Annotated in this window: 13 protein-coding genes; 4 read left to right on the plus strand and 9 right to left on the minus strand. The window is 70.7% G+C overall.

What is annotated here, in order from left to right; translation table 11 throughout:
* Positions 1 to 156: 156 nt before the first annotated feature.
* Positions 157 to 519 carry a hypothetical protein gene (locus tag ACFYNS_RS26205; RefSeq protein WP_388605354.1) on the minus strand — a complete coding sequence of 121 codons (363 nt, stop codon included), beginning with the start codon at positions 517 to 519 and terminating at the stop codon, positions 157 to 159.
* 472 nt (positions 520 to 991) lie between these two features.
* On the opposite strand from ACFYNS_RS26205, the gene ACFYNS_RS26210 reads away from it, so the two are divergent.
* Positions 992 to 1,945, plus strand: coding sequence for a SigB/SigF/SigG family RNA polymerase sigma factor (locus ACFYNS_RS26210; RefSeq protein WP_360303316.1), 954 nt, complete (start codon positions 992 to 994; stop codon positions 1,943 to 1,945).
* Between the two features lie 321 nt (positions 1,946 to 2,266).
* Here the strand turns inward: ACFYNS_RS26210 and ACFYNS_RS26215 are convergent, their stop codons facing one another.
* Positions 2,267 to 2,917: a phosphoribosyltransferase gene (locus ACFYNS_RS26215; RefSeq protein WP_388605356.1), complete on the minus strand. Its 651-nt coding sequence runs from the start codon at positions 2,915 to 2,917 to the stop codon at positions 2,267 to 2,269.
* Between the two features lie 78 nt (positions 2,918 to 2,995).
* Positions 2,996 to 3,649 (minus strand): alpha/beta family hydrolase, encoded by a 654-nt coding sequence (locus tag ACFYNS_RS26220; RefSeq protein ID WP_360303322.1) that lies wholly within the window; start codon positions 3,647 to 3,649, stop codon positions 2,996 to 2,998.
* Between the two features lie 452 nt (positions 3,650 to 4,101).
* Here ACFYNS_RS26220 and ACFYNS_RS26225 point away from each other — a divergent pair, with 452 nt between their 5' ends.
* The 3 genes from ACFYNS_RS26225 to ACFYNS_RS26235 all read left to right on the plus strand — a co-directional run bounded on the left by ACFYNS_RS26225 (position 4,102) and on the right by ACFYNS_RS26235 (position 8,520).
* Positions 4,102 to 5,679: a CitMHS family transporter gene (locus ACFYNS_RS26225; RefSeq protein WP_388605358.1), complete on the plus strand. Its 1,578-nt coding sequence runs from the start codon at positions 4,102 to 4,104 to the stop codon at positions 5,677 to 5,679.
* 283 nt (positions 5,680 to 5,962) lie between these two features.
* A complete protein-coding gene (locus ACFYNS_RS26230) occupies positions 5,963 to 7,834 on the plus strand; it encodes an ATP-binding protein (protein WP_388605360.1) in 1,872 nt (623 codons plus the stop codon).
* Positions 7,831 to 8,520 (plus strand): response regulator, encoded by a 690-nt coding sequence (locus ACFYNS_RS26235; protein WP_360300820.1) that lies wholly within the window; start codon positions 7,831 to 7,833, stop codon positions 8,518 to 8,520. The genes ACFYNS_RS26230 and ACFYNS_RS26235 overlap by 4 nt, the downstream gene beginning before the upstream one ends.
* A 164-nt stretch (positions 8,521 to 8,684) precedes the next feature.
* On the opposite strand, the gene ACFYNS_RS26240 is transcribed toward ACFYNS_RS26235, so the two are convergent.
* From ACFYNS_RS26240 to ACFYNS_RS26265, 6 genes are all read right to left on the minus strand, one after another.
* Complete coding sequence (locus ACFYNS_RS26240) at positions 8,685 to 9,122, minus strand: hypothetical protein (RefSeq protein WP_388605362.1); 438 nt, start codon at positions 9,120 to 9,122, stop codon at positions 8,685 to 8,687.
* Positions 9,123 to 9,772: 650 nt separating this feature from the next.
* Complete coding sequence (locus ACFYNS_RS26245; protein ID WP_360300826.1) at positions 9,773 to 10,255, minus strand: hypothetical protein; 483 nt, start codon at positions 10,253 to 10,255, stop codon at positions 9,773 to 9,775.
* 277 nt (positions 10,256 to 10,532) lie between these two features.
* The gene (locus ACFYNS_RS26250; RefSeq protein ID WP_360300828.1) at positions 10,533 to 10,880 is read right to left on the minus strand and encodes a hypothetical protein; all 348 of its coding nucleotides are present in this window, start codon (positions 10,878 to 10,880) and stop codon (positions 10,533 to 10,535) included.
* A gap of 8 nt (positions 10,881 to 10,888) precedes the next feature.
* Positions 10,889 to 15,223 (minus strand): DUF6531 domain-containing protein, encoded by a 4,335-nt coding sequence (locus tag ACFYNS_RS26255; RefSeq protein ID WP_388605364.1) that lies wholly within the window; start codon positions 15,221 to 15,223, stop codon positions 10,889 to 10,891.
* Between the two features lie 70 nt (positions 15,224 to 15,293).
* Complete coding sequence (locus tag ACFYNS_RS26260) at positions 15,294 to 15,866, minus strand: hypothetical protein (protein WP_360300834.1); 573 nt, start codon at positions 15,864 to 15,866, stop codon at positions 15,294 to 15,296.
* Positions 15,867 to 15,868: 2 nt separating this feature from the next.
* Positions 15,869 to 16,345 carry an SseB family protein gene (locus tag ACFYNS_RS26265; protein ID WP_388605366.1) on the minus strand — a complete coding sequence of 159 codons (477 nt, stop codon included), beginning with the start codon at positions 16,343 to 16,345 and terminating at the stop codon, positions 15,869 to 15,871.
* Between the last annotated feature and the right edge of the window lie 561 nt (positions 16,346 to 16,906).

A 16,906-nucleotide genomic window follows, 5' to 3' on the forward strand; every position in this document is an offset into this window, starting at 1 on the left:
CGGTCAACGTCGCGAAGGCGGCCGGACTGGCCGTTACGGCCTGTGGAGCGCAGGTAAGACCGGTACCCGTACCGGCGCAGCGCGTTGAAGCAGGAACCCACCGAGGCCCGCAGACGCGGGCAGTAGGAATCCCGGTCCTTTAGGGCCGGGAGGATGTCAATCGGTTGCGTACTCCTGTGGCCGGTCCGCGGCCGGACGACCGGGCTGCTGACCGGGCCGCGGGCCGGAGAGCCCGGCTGGCGACTTGGGCGCGGGCGGGGCGTTGCGGCGCGGCTGCTCAGGAGCAGGAGCAGGAGCAGGAGCAGGAGCGGAGGCAGGAGCGGGACCACCCGCCGGGGGCTCGGCTGACTCCGGTCTTCCGGTACTGGGGTGGCGGTGGTGCACGGGCGAGAAGTCCACCGCCTGCTCGGCTTCCTGCGTGAGTGCCTCGGCGGCCTGGCGTACGTCGCCGGGCACGTCACCGTGCTCCTCGATCAGGCTGCTGTAGATGGGCGGACCGGTGGCGCTGTCGGTCGTCATGCGGAGAATCTCCTGGTGAGGGTAAGGACAAACAACCGGCCATCCACATGGATGCAGATGGCCGGACGCCGACCTTACGCCCCCGGCCCGCGCCCACCTCCACGCGGGCCCGCCGCCGCTGCGTGCTCCGACCGTCCCGCACAGATCCGCACAAACTCCGTACCGACTCGTGCAGCCCCGGACGGTCTCAGGAACCCCGGACTGCCGTGGCCGCCTCTGTACCGGCGACCCGCGCCGCCACCGGATCCGGCGAGCAGTTCCGGGCCGCCGGTGAAGCAGTCCGAGAAAAACGGGTGTCCACCTGACAGGTTCGGGGTGTTTACCGGAGCCGGAGTCGGATACACGAGACCCCACGTGCTTGGGAGTACAGGCACATCGCGGGAGGAGACCCCTGGGTCCCCCGGGTGTGTCACCCGGGTCGTTTCTCCCGCGGTTGTCCACGTGTCAGCGACACCGGGAGGAGTTCGATCCCATGTGCCCCGTGAGGTACCGGCCCCAGCGCACCCGCCACAGCCACGACGACGCCCCCGACACCGCGGAGGACTTCGCGCGGCTGGCGGCGCTCCCCGAGGGCCCGGAGCGGGAGGAACTGAGCGGCCGCCTGGTGGAGGCGTGGCTGCCGATGGCGCATCGGCTGGCCGCCAAGTACCGCAACCGCGGCGAGTCGTTGGAGGATCTGGAGCAGGTCGCCGCGCTCGGTCTGGTCAAGGCGGTGGACCGGTACGACCCCGCGCAGGGGACGCCGTTCGTGCCGTTCGCGGTGCCGACCGTCACCGGTGAGATCCGTCGGCATTTCCGTGACCACACCTGGGACGTGCATGTCCCCAGGCGGGTGCAGGAACTGCGGAACAAGGTGCGGAACGCCGTGCGGGAGCTGACCGCGGGCCTGGAGGAAGGTCCGCCGTCAGTGGCGAGGATCGCCGAGCACACGGGCATGTCCGAGGAGGACGTGGCCGCGGGGCTGGAGGCGCTGGACAGCTTCCGCTCGCTGTCGCTGGACGCGTCCGTCGCGGGCAGTGCCGACGACGGCTTCTCGCTCGCCGACACACTCGGCGCCTCGGAGCCCGAGTACGACACGGTCGTGGCGCGGGAGGCGGTCAAGCCGTGCCTGCGTGAACTGCCCGAGCGCCAGCGGCAGGTGCTGTACCTGCGCTACTTCCGCGACATGACCCAGTCGCGGATCGGCGAGGAACTGGGCATCTCCCAGATGCATGTCTCCCGGCTGCTGTCCAAGAGCTGCGAGCGGGTCCGCCGCCAGGTCGAACACGAGCGCCGGGCCGCACGCCGCCCCGCGGAGACGGACTCCGGCCGCACCGGCAGGACCGGGCGCGCCGCTACCGGGCGCGGCAGCCGCCGCACGACCGGTGCCGGGCAGACCGCGCGCCGTACTCCGGCGGCCGCTTCCGGCGCCGCGGCAGCCGCCTGACGGCAACGTCGAGCACGCTCGGCACCGGACTCTCGGCGCCGGGCTCTCGACGCAGGACTCTCGGCCCCTGAACCTCACCGCCGGGGTGCCCGCACTGTGTGATTCCGGGCACCCCGGCGCGGGCTTGCCCGCGGGATGCCGCTGCGGCGTACGCGCACCACCGGCGGTTCGGCCCGACCGCCGCGGCCCCGACGTCCCGCACGACCACGGACGTCCGGGACGACCGGGGGCCTCAGGGGCCGGTCCGGGGCGTGCTGCCGACTGTCGGCTGATACGGAGCGGAGGCATCGGCCGACCGACCGTGCGGGCCCGCGGTGGGCCTCAGCCGGCCGTTGTCGCGTGCAGGGCCTCGGTCACCTCCGCGTCGGTGATCTGCGGGAAGTTCTGGTACCACAGGCCCACCGCCTCGAAGACGGCCGGCTGGTTCGGGCAGAGCACGGTGTCCGCCTCGCGGCTGAGGTCCCTGACGGCCTGCGGAGAACCGACCGGGACCGCCAGGACGAGCCGGGCCGGCCGCTGCCGCCTCAGATGCCGCAGCGCGGCCCGGGCCGTGACACCCGTGGCCAGCCCGTCGTCGACGACGAGGACGGTGCGGCCCTCGATCCGCGGTTCGGGGCGGTCGCCCCGGTAGAGGTCCTGGCGGCGGTGCATCTCGGTGCGCTCGTGCGCCACGGTCGAGGACAGCCGGTCGGCGGTGAGTCCGAGCATCTCCAGGGCCGTCGTGTCGTAGACCGGCGGATCCTCCCCGGCGATGGCTCCGACGCCGTACTCCGGCCGGCCCGGCAGCCCGATCTTGCGGGCGACGAGCACGTCCAGCGGCGCGTGCAGCGCATGTGCCACCTCGGCGGCGACGGGTACCCCGCCCCGCGGCAGCGCCAGCACAAGTGGGTCCCGCAACTCCTCGGTCCGCTGCAACCGGCTGACCTCCGCGGCGAGTTCGCGGCCCGCCTGGACGCGGTCTGCGAAACGCATCTCGGCTCCCTTCTCGCGACGTCCGGCCGACGTCGGGCCGACGCCCGACCGGCGTGCGGCCGGCTCCGGGCCGCACTCTCACTCGCCGTCCGTGGTGGGCGGGAGCGCGAACCATCCGGCCGCCACCCGCGCGACCTCCTCCAGGGTTCCGGGCTCCTCGAACAGATGGGTGGCGCCCGGGACGATGTGGATCCGGTGCGGGGCGCGCAGCCGCTCGGCGGCGGCCTCGTTCAGCCGCAGCACCTGGTGGTCGTCACCTCCGACGATCAGCAGCACCGGGGCCAGCACCTGCGGGAGGGTGTCGCCCGCCAGATCGGGCCGACCTCCGCGGGAGACCACCGCGTACACGGTGTCCGGCCGCTCGGCCGCGGCCGTCAGCGCCGCCGCCGCCCCGGTGCTCGCCCCGAACAGGCCGACCGGCAGCCCGGCCGTCCGCCCGTGGCGGGTCAGTTCGTCGACGGCTGCCACCAGACGGTGGCCGAGCAGCGGGATGTCGAACCGGTGCTCCGCTGTCGCGGCGTCGATCCGTTCCTCGTCCTCGGTCAGCAGATCCAGCAGCAGGGTGGCCAGCCCCTCCTCGCGCAGCGCGGCAGCGACCGCGCGGTTGCGGGGACTGAAGCGCGAGCTGCCGCTCCCGTGTGCGAACAGCACCGCGCCGGTCACTCGGTCCGGCACCTGGAGATCGCCGGTGAGCACCGTTCCGCCGCCGGTCCTGATGCGGACGGTTTCCATGGTTTCCGTAGGCACGCCCTCTCACTCCCCTCGCACCGCGTGCCCTCCCCGGGTGCCCAGCGCCGCCGCGTCCAACCAGGCCGGCGATGTCCCGGCTCGACGGCTCCGGCCCCGGGCCCGCCCGCGCCTGACCGGGACCCGCCGCAGCCGACCGGGCGCCGCCCCGGCCCGGGCCCGCGGGGTCGGGGCCCCGGAACCGGCCGCGGCCGCCCGCCGCCCGGGATCGCCGGTCACCCCGCGTGAGCTGGGGTTTCGCGCATATTGCTCGCGGATGACGCCCTTGTGACGGCGAGTCGGCGCTGCATACCGTCGGGCGACCGCAGGGCGCCGGGGCCCGTCGCAGGGCCGCCACCGGGCGCTCCGTCACCGGGCACCGGGCCCCCGCCGCGTCACGGCAGGGGCGCGGGCGGCTTCCCCCGCCGCGTCACGGCGGGCGAGAGATTGGTTTTTCCATGCTGACGATCCTCGGATTTGTCATGATCGCCACCTTCCTGGTGTTGATCATGGCCAAGAAGATGTCCCCCATCGCCGCGCTCGTGCTCATCCCCGCGCTCTTCTGCGTGCTGGTCGGTCAGGGCGCGCACCTGGGCGAGTACGTCCTCGACGGCGTCGGCGACCTCGCACCCACGGCCGCCATGCTGATGTTCGCCATCATCTACTTCGGCGTCATGATCGACGTCGGTCTCTTCGACCCGATCGTCCGCGGCATCCTGCGGTTCTGCCGAGCCGACCCGCTGCGGATCGTGATGGGCACGGCCCTGCTCGCCGCGATCGTCTCGCTGGACGGGGACGGCTCGACCACCTTCATGATCACGGTCTCCGCGCTGCTGCCGCTCTACCGGCGACTGGGGATGAGCGTCGTCGTGCTGACCGGTGTCGCCGCCACCGCCAACGGCGTCATGAACACCCTCCCCTGGGGCGGACCCACCGCGCGGGCCGCGACCGCGCTGCACGTGGACGCCGGCGACATCTTCGTCCCGATGATCCCCGCGCTCGCCGTCGGTCTGCTGTGCGTCCTGGTCCTCTCCTACGCCCTCGGCCTGCGGGAGCGCCGCCGCCTCGGCCTGCTGTCCGGGGCCGGTGCGTCCGGGGCCGGCGCGGACGAGCGGGACGAGCGCGGCCACGCCGACGCCGACGCCGACGCCGGGTCCGGGACCGGCGTCGAGGCGGAGACCGTACTGGTGGGCGCGGGAGCGGGGACCCGGGCGGGCGCCGGACGGGTCTCGCTGAGCAAGGTGCGGCCCGGCGGCGGCGCTGCGGGCCCCGGCGGCCCGGGCGACCGGCCCCGGGACGCGGACGGCGGCGCACACTCCGGTACGGGCAGCGGCGGCGCCGCGCACCCTGGCACCGGCGGCGATGCCGCACCCTCCGGCAGCGCGGCGGGCGGGGCCGCGGTGCTCGACCCGCACCGGTCCACGCTGCGCCCGAGGCTCTACTGGTTCAACGCGGCCCTCACCGTCGCCCTCCTGGCCCTGCTGATCACCCAGCTCCTCCCCATCCCCGTGCTGTTCCTGCTGGGTGCGGCGGTCGCGCTGACGGTCAACTTCCGGGACATGGCCGACCAGAAGGCCCGTATCGCGGCGCACTCCGAGAACGTGCTCAACGTGGCGGGCATGGTCTTCGCCGCGGCCGTCTTCACCGGCGTACTGACCGGTACCGGCATGGTGGACGAGATGGCGCGCACCGTGGTCGGCGCGATCCCCGACGCGCTGGGGCCGCACATGGCGGTGGTCACCGCGATCCTGAGCATCCCGTTCACCTACCTGATGTCGAACGACGGCTTCTACTTCGGCATCGTCCCGATCCTCTCCGAGGCCGGGGCCGCGCACGGGGTCAGTTCACTGGAGATCGCCCGCGCCTCGCTCGTCGGCCAGCCGCTGCACATGTCGAGCCCGCTGGTCCCGGCGGTCTACGTCCTGGTCGGGATGGCGAAGGTCGAGTTCGGGGAGCACACCCGGTTCACGATCAAGTGGGCGGTGCTGACCTCGCTGACGGTGCTGGGAGCGGGACTGCTCTTCGGGATCATGTAGCCGGGCTCTCCTGGACACCCCGCCGCGGTCGTCCTCTACCCTTCCTGGCAAGAAGTGTCCGGAAGAACCGATTCCGGACAGGACCGGCCGCGGCGGACGGACGGCTCGGGCCCTGCGGAACCGGCGCCGCGCCCTGCGGAGCCGGAGTCCGGGACCGGACGAGTACAGCGGGACCCGAGGGACGGGCCCGGCCGGGGAACCCGGTGGGTCCGGACGACCGGATCGGGCAGCCGGACCGGACGAACGGCCGACGGGACAGACCGGACGAGAGGAGGCGGGGCGGATGCGCGTCGGATCACCACGCCGCGTCTCCTCGCATGTGCTGACGGCCCAGCTCGCTCTCGTCGTCGGCGTGACCGCGCTGGTCAGCGGAGTGTTCCTGGCCCCGCTGAGCGATCAGCTCGATCATCAGGCCACCCGCCGCGCCCTCGCGATCGCCCAGACCACCGCGGCCCGGCCGGGGCTGGCCGACGAGCTGACCGCCGCAGCGCACGCCGCCGAGCGACCCAGCCCGCACGGCCCCCTGCAGACCGAGGCGGAACGCATCCGGCGCGCCACCGGCGCCGAGTATGTGGTGATCATGGACGAGCGCGGTATCCGCTGGTCCCACCCCTCGCCCTCGGCCCTCGGCCGGCACGTCTCCACCGACCCGGGACCGGTGCTGGCGGGCCGGGACGTCGCCCAGATCGACGAGGGAACCCTGGGCCGTACCGCACGCGGCAAGGCCCCGCTGCGGAACGCCGACGGCCGGATCATCGGCGCGGTCTCGGTCGGCATCGACTACGCGAACGTCCGCGAGAGCCTGCTGGCGCTCGTCCCCAAACTGCTGACGTACGCGGGCGGCGCACTGGCCGTGGGAGCGCTGGCCGCCTACCTCCTCGCCCGGCGGCTGAGGCGGCGCACCCACGCGCTCGCCTTCTCCGACATCTCGGCGCTGCTCGCCGAGCGCGAGGCGATGCTGCACGGCCTCGCCGAAGGCGTGGTGGCGCTGGACGCGGACGACCGGGTACGGCTCGTCAACGACGAGGCCCGGCGGCTCCTCGGCCTCGGTGACGACGCGCTCGGCCGCCCGGTGACCGAGGCCCTGGGTGCGGGCCGGACAGCCGACGTGCTCTCCGGCCGGGTGGCAGGCCGCGACCTGGTCACCGTGCGCGGCTCCCGCGTCCTGGTCGCCAACCGGATGCCCACCGCGGACGGCGGCGCCGTCGCCACCCTGCGGGACCGCACCGAACTCGAACGCCTCGGCCGCGAACTCGAAGGCACCCGCGGCCTGCTCGACGCCCTCCGGGCCCAGGACCACGAGCACGCCAACCGGCTGCACACCCTGCTCGGCCTGCTGGAACTCGGCCTGCACGAGGACGCCGCGCGGTACGTCACCGAGGCGCTGGGAGTGCACCGCGCCACGGCCGAAGAGGTCACCGAGCGCGTGCACGACCCCCTGGTGTCGGCGCTGCTGGTCGGCAAGGCGGCGGTGGCCGCCGAACGCGGCGTCGCGCTCCGCCTCCACCCCGACTCCCTCCTGCCCGACCGGCTGGCCGACCCGAGCGGCCTGGTCACGGTCGTCGGCAACCTGGTGGACAACGCGCTGGACGCCGCGGCGGGCAGCGCGGAACCGGCGGGCAGCGCGGAACCGGCGGTCGAGGTCGAGCTGCGCACCGAGGGCGATCGCACGGTGGTGCTCGCCGTACGCGACACCGGCCCGGGCGTCCCCGCCGCGCACCGGGAGCTGGTGTTCGAAGAGGGCTGGTCCACGAAGGCCCCCGCGGACGGCGGTGTGGACGGCGACGAGGAGAGCGGGGGCACGGCGCACCGAGGTCTCGGCCTGGCCCTGATCCGCCGGTTCGCGGAGCGCGCGGGCGGCGAGGTACGGGTCGGCGCCGCCGCGAACGACACGCGGGCCGGGGACGACACGCGGGCCGGGGGCGGCGCCGAGTTCCGCGTCGTCCTGCCGGAGGCATTGACGGACACCGCCCACGCGCCGCCGGGCTCCCCGGTCCGCGTCCACGGGGGCGCACCCGCGGAAGCCCTTGCCGTCCACCCCGCGGCCGGCTCGGCGGCAGCGGATCGGCTACCGCCGGAGGGCGACCCACCGGGGACCGCCGCGGAAGCCGACGCCCGCACCGGAGCCGAATCCGACCCGGGATCCCGGACATGATCGACGTGCTGGTCGTCGACGACGACCCGGACGTGGCCCGGATCAACGCCGCCTATGTGGCCAAGGTCCCGGGCTTCCGCGTCGCCGGAACCGCGCACAGCGCGGCCGCCGCGCTGCGCTTCCTGCGTCGGCATCCGGTGGACCTGGTGCTGCTCGACCACTACCTGCCGGACGAGTCCGGGCTCACCCTCCTCCGCCGCCTGCACGACTTCGGCGTGGAGACGGAGGTCATCATGGTGACCGCCGCCCGCGACACCGCGACCGTACGGGCGGCCCAACGGCACGGCGCACTGCAGTACGTGGTGAAGCCGTTCACCTTCGCCCATCTGCGCGGCAAGCTCGACAGCTACGCCGCTCTCCGCCACGAACTGGCGACGGCCCCGCGGTCCGGCGCCACCCAGGAGACGGTGGACCGCGTCTTCGGCGCCCCCACCCCGCCCGGCTCCGCGGAGACCCTGCCCAAGGGTCACTCCGTCCTGACGGCCGACCTGGTGCGGGAGGTGCTGCACAGCGCCCCGGACGCCCTCTCGGCCCAGGAAGTCGCCGACCGCGCCGGCCTCAGCCGCCAGACCGCACAGCGCTACCTCAAACTCCTGGAGAGCGCCGGGCTGGTCCGCCACCGCCTCAGACACGGCGAGACCGGCCGCCCGGTACACCTCTACCACTGGCGCGGCCCGGCCGGATGAGCGCGGGGGCGGCCCAGGCCGCCGGGGTACTCGACCTCCCCGCGAGGTCCCGCACCTGGAGCTCCACGTCGTCCAGCGGCAGGGGAAGCTTCGCCGGACTCAGCGAGGTGCCCGACGCGACAACGGTCGTCGGCCGGTCGGGCCGGGGCTCCGCGAATGCCCTGTCAGCGTCGGGCGGGGTCGTCGATGTCCACGGTGACCGCGACCCCGGCCGTCGAGGTGAACGTCGCCCCGCGCCCGACCAGCCGGATCTCCGTGAACGGATTGGACTCCGTGAGGAAGACCGCCCACACCAGGGTTCCGTCCTCGGCGAGGCGTGCGAAGAACCCCTGCGACCCCTGGTCACCCTCGCCGGCCCACAGGAGTCCCCCACCGGGCAGCTCCACCTCCCGCTGCCCGTCCACCCAGGAGACCCGCTCCGGGTCCTCGGCCAACTCCGCCGCGAGGTCGAAGGACTCCCCGACCGCCAGGCCCCCGGGCCGGTCGGAGTCGTACGAGACGCCATAGGCCCGCGCCTGCTCGCCCTGGCGCACATACAGGGCGTCACAGAACGGAAGGCAGTACTCCGCCCACAGGCTGTCCAGGGCCTCGACGCCTCGCATGCTCCTCTTCCGTGAACTCGGCGGTTCCGGAAATGCGAACAGGTACCGCTAATAATAGTCTTCTTGATCTCTCGTGTGACCTGTAGGTGATAGCTGACTGTAATTGAATTGAATTACTCGGTCGTAGTTGTCCAGCATCACGGCGTAGGACGGATGTGCGGCTGGGGTGCTATTTTCGGTGATTCCTAGAACTGCTCCGACAGAGCCCACGAGTTCGGGCCTCTCAGGGGAATCAATTACGCGCACCTCGGCGTAGAAATCAAGAAATTCTTCCACGGTGTGATCTATTGCGGGTCGAGTGAGGGGCTGTGTGGGGCCTCTCGATTCTATTTTTCCATTGCTTGTGGGTGATACGTTCAGGTGGCTTCCAAGTGCCCATCTGGCCTGGTGTGTTCTTTGCTCATGTGCGCCACATATTCAGGGCGTACGGGGAGGCCAATACATGCACGCGAAGAGCCAGGTCGACGTCGACACCGCTCTCACGAGAGCTGCCACCCCCGATACGTGCCCGTGGATGTGTGGATTGTGGCAGGGTGGCCTTCGTCGGTCATCCCGTTACCTCGAGCATGGGAGCGTTCATCAGCTGGGTCCGGTCTCAAGTTCGCTTGCCCGTGGATCCGGGAGAGCCGCCTCCCCTCACTCCTTTGCGCTCACCATGGGCATACCCGTGGGCAGCGCTTCCACAGCCACTCGGGTGGGCGCTTCGGCAGGGGATCCAGCCATTTTTCCAGTGCTCCTGCGCCGGTCTTCCCTGCCTCCTCGGTGCATTCCAGGAAATCCTGATCCAGGGAATCAAGCGTCTGGGTGAGCGTCTCCCCCTGAAGGGGGTGAAGTTCATCCAGCGCTTTCTCCAGTGCAGCTCTGCTCTCCAGTGCGTGCAGGTAGTCGTCGAGCAGCGGCCGCGCTTCCATGTTCCAGTCCGCCTCCATCGACACGACCATGATTTCCCATTCTCGCATCATGTGAAAAATGGAGTTCGCTGGGATGGTCATACGAGCAGCCACCTGCGGCGCTACTCTGCTCTTTTCGAGTCGCAGTCGGCCGTCGTCCCACTCCTTGATGGCGTTGAATTCTTCCTCGGTGAGGGAGGAGAGGGCGACCTCGGACCTGGTGGTATGAATCCTTTGCGGCACCTTTATCTTTCCCCTTTGGGCCGGGGCTTGAGGAAGTGTTCTCCTGGCTGCCTGCGGTTTGACTCGCTCCTGTAAAGGACTCCTTCCGGCAGGTCCGACACGAAGTCCACACCCGCCCCCGCGACCCCGTCACGGTCGGAGCCCTGCTGCACACCGGCACCCCAGTCGCACTGACTTGCGCGGCGGTGGCGCTGCGGAAGCCCGCGACATCAGCCTCTCGGCCCCTGCGCTGCCGTCCCGCTGACCCTGGGTCGCATCGGAGTGGAGGGAATGCCGTTCAGCGTCGCCCGCCATGCAGCCATTGCGCGCCTTTTTCCGTGTTTGCGAGCCACCACAGGCCACCCATAGGTCGCCAATTGAGAGATTCGCAACCCTCTTTGAATTTTGCGATGGCGTCGTCGGTGGATTCGCTCCACGCTTCGAAGCCACTTTCACCGAGATCGCCGATTTCCATGAGTCCATCGTCCAGCAACTCGCGCAGGAGTGCGACGGAAATTTCGCGGAAGTCGCCCCCGTTCGCATCGGCATGATCTTCGGAAACCCCGATGAGGAAGTCGACCATCACCCAGTCTTCTTCTCCTTCCCTGATCACTTCCTCTGCGAGATGTGTAATATTTTCCTGCATTTTACATCCTATTCCGGTGGGTCGATATGGACCCGTCTGGACTTACGACTCTCCGGGAATACCAGGTCTATTGTTTCACCGCCTGAAGTGGAGGAGGTCCGCCATTGGACCACGGTACCGTCCTCAAGTTTGTAGACCTCGGGAACTTTGGGGCCGCGGGGTGGTAGTTTCTCAGCTCCTTCTGTCCACTTGTCGAACAGTGCCCGTAGCTCTTCCGCGGAATCGACCAGCCCCGTGCGGTTCGTTGTGCCTTTTCGTAGGGTATTGAATTCCGATCTCACTTCTTTCGGGCATTTGGAAAGCCCGAGCGGGTCAGTCAATACGAAAGGATTGTCGACGAAAAGAAGGTCATTGGGTGCCGGAACCAGGCCCAACGGGTCGGGTGTGAGGTAGCGGGCTGTTTCGGGGTCGTAGTAGCGGAAGTAGTTGTAGTTGAGGCCGGTTTCGGGGTCGGCGTATTGGCCGGGGAAGCGGAGGGGGCAGTCCACTGTTGCGGCGGGGGAGGGGAGGGGGGTGCCCCAGAGGGTGGAGCGGGGTTGCCAGGCGAGGGTGCCGTCGGAGGCGAGGAGTTCGGTGGGGGTGCCCACGGTGTCGGTGATGATCGCGTGGAACTGCGGGGTTCTGACGAGTGGGTCGCCGGTGGTCTGGGCCACGGGGCGATGAGTGTCGGGGGTGTAGTCCCAGGTGGTGGTCGTGCCGTCCTCAGTGGTCTGTTCTGTTGTGCGGGTGCCGTCCCAGGTGAAGGTGGTGGAGCGTCCTTCGGGTCCGGTTTTGGTGAGGCGGCGGCCGAGTGGGTCGTAGGTGTAGTGCCAGGTCTCGCCGCTGGGGTTGGTTGCCGATATGAGGCGGTCGTGGTTGTTCCAGGTGTAGGTCCAGGTGCGGGTCTGGCCGTTGAGGAGTGTGCGGGTTTTGCGGGTGAGGCGGCCGGCGGTGTCGTGTTCGTAGGTGGTGCGGCCGGCTCGGCGGATGAGGGTGCCGTCGTGTTCGCGGTCGCCTGCTGCGGGGTGGGCCGGGGCTTGGGCGTGGGATTGGTTGCCGGCTGTGTCGTAGGCGTACTTCTCGGTCCAGCCGTGGGCTCGGACACCTGTTACGCGGCCCATTTTGTCGAGGTCGAAGCGACGGGTGCCGGACGTCAGTTCGCGGATCTCGGTGACGTAGCCGTCGGGGCGGTAGGTGTAGGCGCGGTGCTGGAGGATGTCGCCGTGCGCCGTCTGCACTGTCTGGCGGGTGAGGTGGTCGGTGGCGTCCCAGCCCTGGTGCAGTGTGATGCCCTCTGCCAGTTCACGGTGCGTCTCACGGCCCGCGGCGTCATATGTGAAGGTGAGCGTGCCGCCGTCCGTCATCAGCGATGTCGGGCGGTCCGTGGCGTCGTAGGTCCACTCGGAGGTGTGGCCGGACGGTGTCGTGCGGCCGATGCGGCGGCCCGCCGCGTCGTAGGTGTAGGACGTTCTGCGTCCGTTGACCGTCTCGGCCAGCAGTTGGCCCAGTGCGTCACGTTCCAGGGTGATGCTCGCCGCCGCGTTGGCGGTGTGGACGAGGGCGCCTGCCGGGTCGTACGCGTATGTGGTCACCTCGCCGCTGGTCTCGTCGTGTTGTTCGACGGGGCGGCCGAGGGGGTCGAGGGTGTAGGTCAGCCGCTCGCCCATGGCGTTCGTGCGTGCGAGGAGGTCGCCTGCGGCGTTCAGTTCGTAGGTCTGCCGTGCGTTGTTGAAGTCGGTCTCGGCGATCAGGCGGCCGACCGGGTCGTACTCGTAGCGCCACGACCTGCCCTGGGGATTGGTGACCTCGACCAGGCGCAGTTCGGTGTCGTAGGAGAACGCATACCGCGCCCCGTCGGGGTCGGTGCGGGTGACGGGCAGGTCGAAGTGGGTGTGGGTGTACTCCGTGGTGTGACCCGCTGTGTCGGTGTGGCAGACGAGGTTGCCCTCGCAGTCCCACTTCCACTCCTCCCAGGCGCCGTCGGCGTACTCCCGCCAGGCGGGTTTGCCTTCGATGGTCCAGCCGTGGCGGGTGGTGTGGCCCATCGGGTCGGTGAGGGTGGTGACGCGGCCGTGGGGGCCGCGGCGGATGTGGGTGGTGTGGCCCAGGGGGTCGGTCAATGCGGTGGGGAGGCCGGCCGGGTTCGGGGTGACGGTGGTGGTGTGGCCGAGGGGGTCGGTGACGGAGGTGAGGTGTCCGGCCTGGTTGTAGGTGTAGCGGGTGGTGGTGCCGGCCGGGTCGGTGGTGGAGGTGCGGTTGCCCTGGTCGTCCCAGGTGTGCCGCCACAGGCCGCCGTTGGGGTCGCGGATCTCCAGTGGGAGGCAGTCGTCGTCGTAGAGGGCGCTGGTGGTGCTGCCGTCGGGGCGCTGGATGCGGGTGAGGTTGCCCGCCTCGTCGTAGGTGTAGCGGGTGGTGCGGCCCAGCGGGTCGGTGACGGCCACCGGGTGGCGGTTGGCCGTATCCCACTCGGTGCGGGTGGTGTGGCCGAGAGTGTCGGTCTCGGCGACGATGCGGTGGGCCTCGTTGTGGACGTAGACGGACTGGTGGCCCAGGGAGTCGGTGTAGCGGGTGGTGCGGGCCGCCTGGTCGTAGTGGAAGCGGCCCGAGAAGGTGCCGTCGGGGCCGATGGTGCGCAGGACGCGGCCGCGGTGGTCGTAGACGTAGCCGAAGGCGGTGCCGTTGCGGTCCGTCCACGAGGTGATGCGGTGGGCCTCGTCGTAGCGGTAGCGCAGCGGCTGCCCGGTGGAGTTGAGGATCTCGGCGAGGTTCCCGGCCGGGTCGTAGCGGTAGGAGACCAGGAGGGTGCTGCGCTCCTCGTCGGATTGGTGCAGCATGCGCAGCGCGGTGATCCGCATCAGGTCAGGATCGGTGTCCACCGCGATCCGGTAGCCGCCCGAGTGGGTCACCCGCTGCGGTGCGCCGGTCTGGTCGTAGGTGATGTCGATGCGGTTGCCGGCCCGGTCGCTGATCGCGCGCAGCGCCAGTTCGCGTCCTCCGGCGGGCAGCGGGGCGAAGTGCAGGGTGCGGTTGCGCTCCGGTGCGGTGATCGTCATCGTGCCGTCCGGTTTGCCGTCCCAGCACAGCGGCCACCGGGGCCCGCTGACCGGCAGTGCCGGTACTTCCGCCTCGGGCACCGGATAGCTGAGCACCATCCCGTCGTCCGCGACGAAGACGATCCCCCGCTCGTCCAGCTCCACCCGCTGATCCAGCGTCCCCGCCCACGTCGGCCCGAACCAGCCCCCGCACGGATGCCCCGACACATAATGCCGCTCCAACAACAACGGCAGATCCCCGGGCAGAGCAACATCCGTGGCAGAGGTGAACATCTCACCCGTCGCCGCGTCGACAGGCTCGTTGAGCCCCTTCTTCTCGCCGCTGCTCACATCGCTCTGGTCCGGCCCGTCCGCCCGGTCCCGCGCACTGCCGTCCCGGCGCAGCGCCCGCTCCCGGCCGGCCAGCCGCTGGGCGGCGTTCTTGGCCGCCGAGCCGCCCTTGCGCAGCGCGCCCCCGCCGCCGGAGGCGAGCGCCAGCAGCAGATCCGGGGTCAGCTGCCCCGCCGCACGGGAGGGGTTGCGCTGCCACTCCTCCCAGTTGACGACCGCCTTGGCGAACTCCTTGGGATGGTGAGCCGCGTAGGCCGCGCCGTCCGCCATCCCCGCCAGCTGGAGGCTCGCCCCGTCCAGACCGTCCTCGGTCAGGTACTCGAACTGCTTCCACATCCCGTGGACGCTGTCGCCCGCGCCGCCGAAGAAATCCTTGGCACCCTTCTTGAAGCGGTTCCAGCCCTTCGGGGGATCGGGAGCCTTCTCCGCCGCCTTGTCCAGCTTGCTCTTGGAGTCGTCGACGACGCCCTGGAGCTCCTTCTCCAGCTTGTCCAGCCGGCTGTAGCAGGAGTCCAGCCCGGTGATGGGATCCTCGTCCGGCGGTCGCTCCGGAAGGGTCTCGTCACCCCGGTCCACGGCGTCGTTGTACGCCTTGACCTTCTTCCAGTGGGCTTTGGAGGCGGCCCGGATCTCGTCAGCGTCCTTGATGATCGGCTTGACCCGCTTGTGGACCGAGCGGAGTTTGTCCGCGTACGCGTCCAGTGCGCCGGCCGCCGACTTGAAGTACTTGCGAGCGGACTCCAGTTCCCTGGGCAGGCTCTTGCTCGCGTCCTCGAAGCTGCGCGAGCCGGCGCCGGTCCACGGCAGCAGGGACAGATCGGTCAGCTTGTCGTAGCCGTCCTTGAACGCACCCGCGTAGGCACGCAGCTTGACGACCAGATCATCGATCTTGTCCGGATCGCCGAGTATGACCTCGTCGGGCTTGGCATGCGGCGGCAGGCGTTCCGCTGTGCCGCCCTCCATGGCGTCCTTCTGCGTCATACGAGGGGGTCCTTTCCACCACCGCGTCCCGCGGGGAGTGTCCGAGGTCGATACGTCGGGCGGGCCCAGGTCATGCGATGGGCCCCTGTCCGCCGTCGACCACCCAGCCTTCGCCGCCCTCGCCCGCGACCCGATAGCGCGGGTTGGTGGGCAGATCACCCGTGACGGTCGTGCCGTCGCCGCCCGGTTTGCCGTCGTCCAGCCACGGCTCCTGGTAGATCTCCGGAGGCGGGTCGAAGTGCTTGCGGTCCGAGTCCTTCCACGCCCGCAGCCCGTGCTCCCCGAACGGCAGCTTGGCCATGTTGTCCTCGGTCGGCGAGAAATCCTTGACCCGCAGCAGATCGGCCAGCATGTAGGCGGCGATGACCTGCCGCAGCGTCTCGACGATCACATCGGTGTGCTCGGCGACCCGCCCCATCCCGAAGCCCCACTCCGAGAGCACTTCCTTGGCGGGCTTCTCGATCTCGATGGTGGCCGCGTTGTTGATCCCGCTGGCCATCGACTTCCAGTCGTCCTTGATCTTCCGAGCCGCGATGACCGACTCCTCCAGCGGCTTGAGGATCTTGCGGACACCCGCGATCTCGATCGCGTACCCGTCACCGGGTTTGGGGCCGTCGTACGCGCCCTTACCGTCCCCCGACATGCTCAGCCCCTCCGGGCGGCGTCGCCGTCCGCGGGTTCCGCGTTCGCGGTGTCCGCGGGTTCCGCGTTCGCGGTGTCCGCGGGTTCCGCATTCGCGGTGTCCGCGGGTTCCGCATTCGCGGTGTCCGCGGCCCCTTCGTCGGCGTCGGGCCCGGCCGTCTCCGGCGGGATCAGCCGGTCCGCGTCCAGCAGGAAGGGGTGCTCGCCCAGCGGGTCCACCAGTGCCCGGACGCCGTCGGGCAGCAGGTCCACCAAATCCTCCGCTGTGGTGGAAGCCCAGTCGCACACTCCGGCGAACAGGGCCAGTTGCTCCCAGGAGGTGAAGACCGGCACCACCGGACCGTCCACCGTCTCGGCCACCAGGAAGCCGGGGTTCTCAGGACGCTGGAAGTACAGACGTGCGGAGCGCAGTCGGTCCATCCGCTCGGACGTGGACATCCGCGCCACGGCGGTGTCATGGACGAGATCGCGCAACGACATGGGTCCCCCTCCCCCTTGCCCCGGCCGCGCGTCCGGCCGGACCGTACGGGGCGATATTCGCACATCCCTAGGACACCAGTGCAGTTCAGAAGGCTCCAGCATGCCGCTGTGACGGAGCCGTGACGGTGCCCTCGCGAACGTCGCGGGGCGCCCCGTTGGTGGGGGCACGCCCCCCTTGCGTCTTCGGCTGCCGCCGGTGAGGGGGTTCCCGCGTGGTGGGGGCACGCCCCCTCGCGTCTTCGGCTGCCGCCGACAGGCCGTGTCGGGGGGCTCCGCCCCCCAACGCCCCCCGCTAGGTGGCTTCGCCCCCTAGGACCCCCGGCCGCCCAGGGGCCACCGCTCTGAACACGTGTCAGCGGCGCGGAGGCCGGGTCCCCGATCCGGCCGGTGACAACCCTGCGGGTTGTTCTTGCAGGAGGACGAAGGGCAGGCTTCTTTCCCTCCGACGGCCCGCAGGGTTGTCACCGGCCCTACCCGGGGCGGAGGCACCTCGCGGGGTGCCCGGAGCCGGACGGTGCCGCAGATGCGGACGGGGGTTCTAGGGGGCGAAGCCCACTAGCG

The organism is Streptomyces sp. NPDC006925 (genome assembly GCF_042869575.1).
GTDB lineage: Bacteria > Actinomycetota > Actinomycetes > Streptomycetales > Streptomycetaceae > Streptomyces.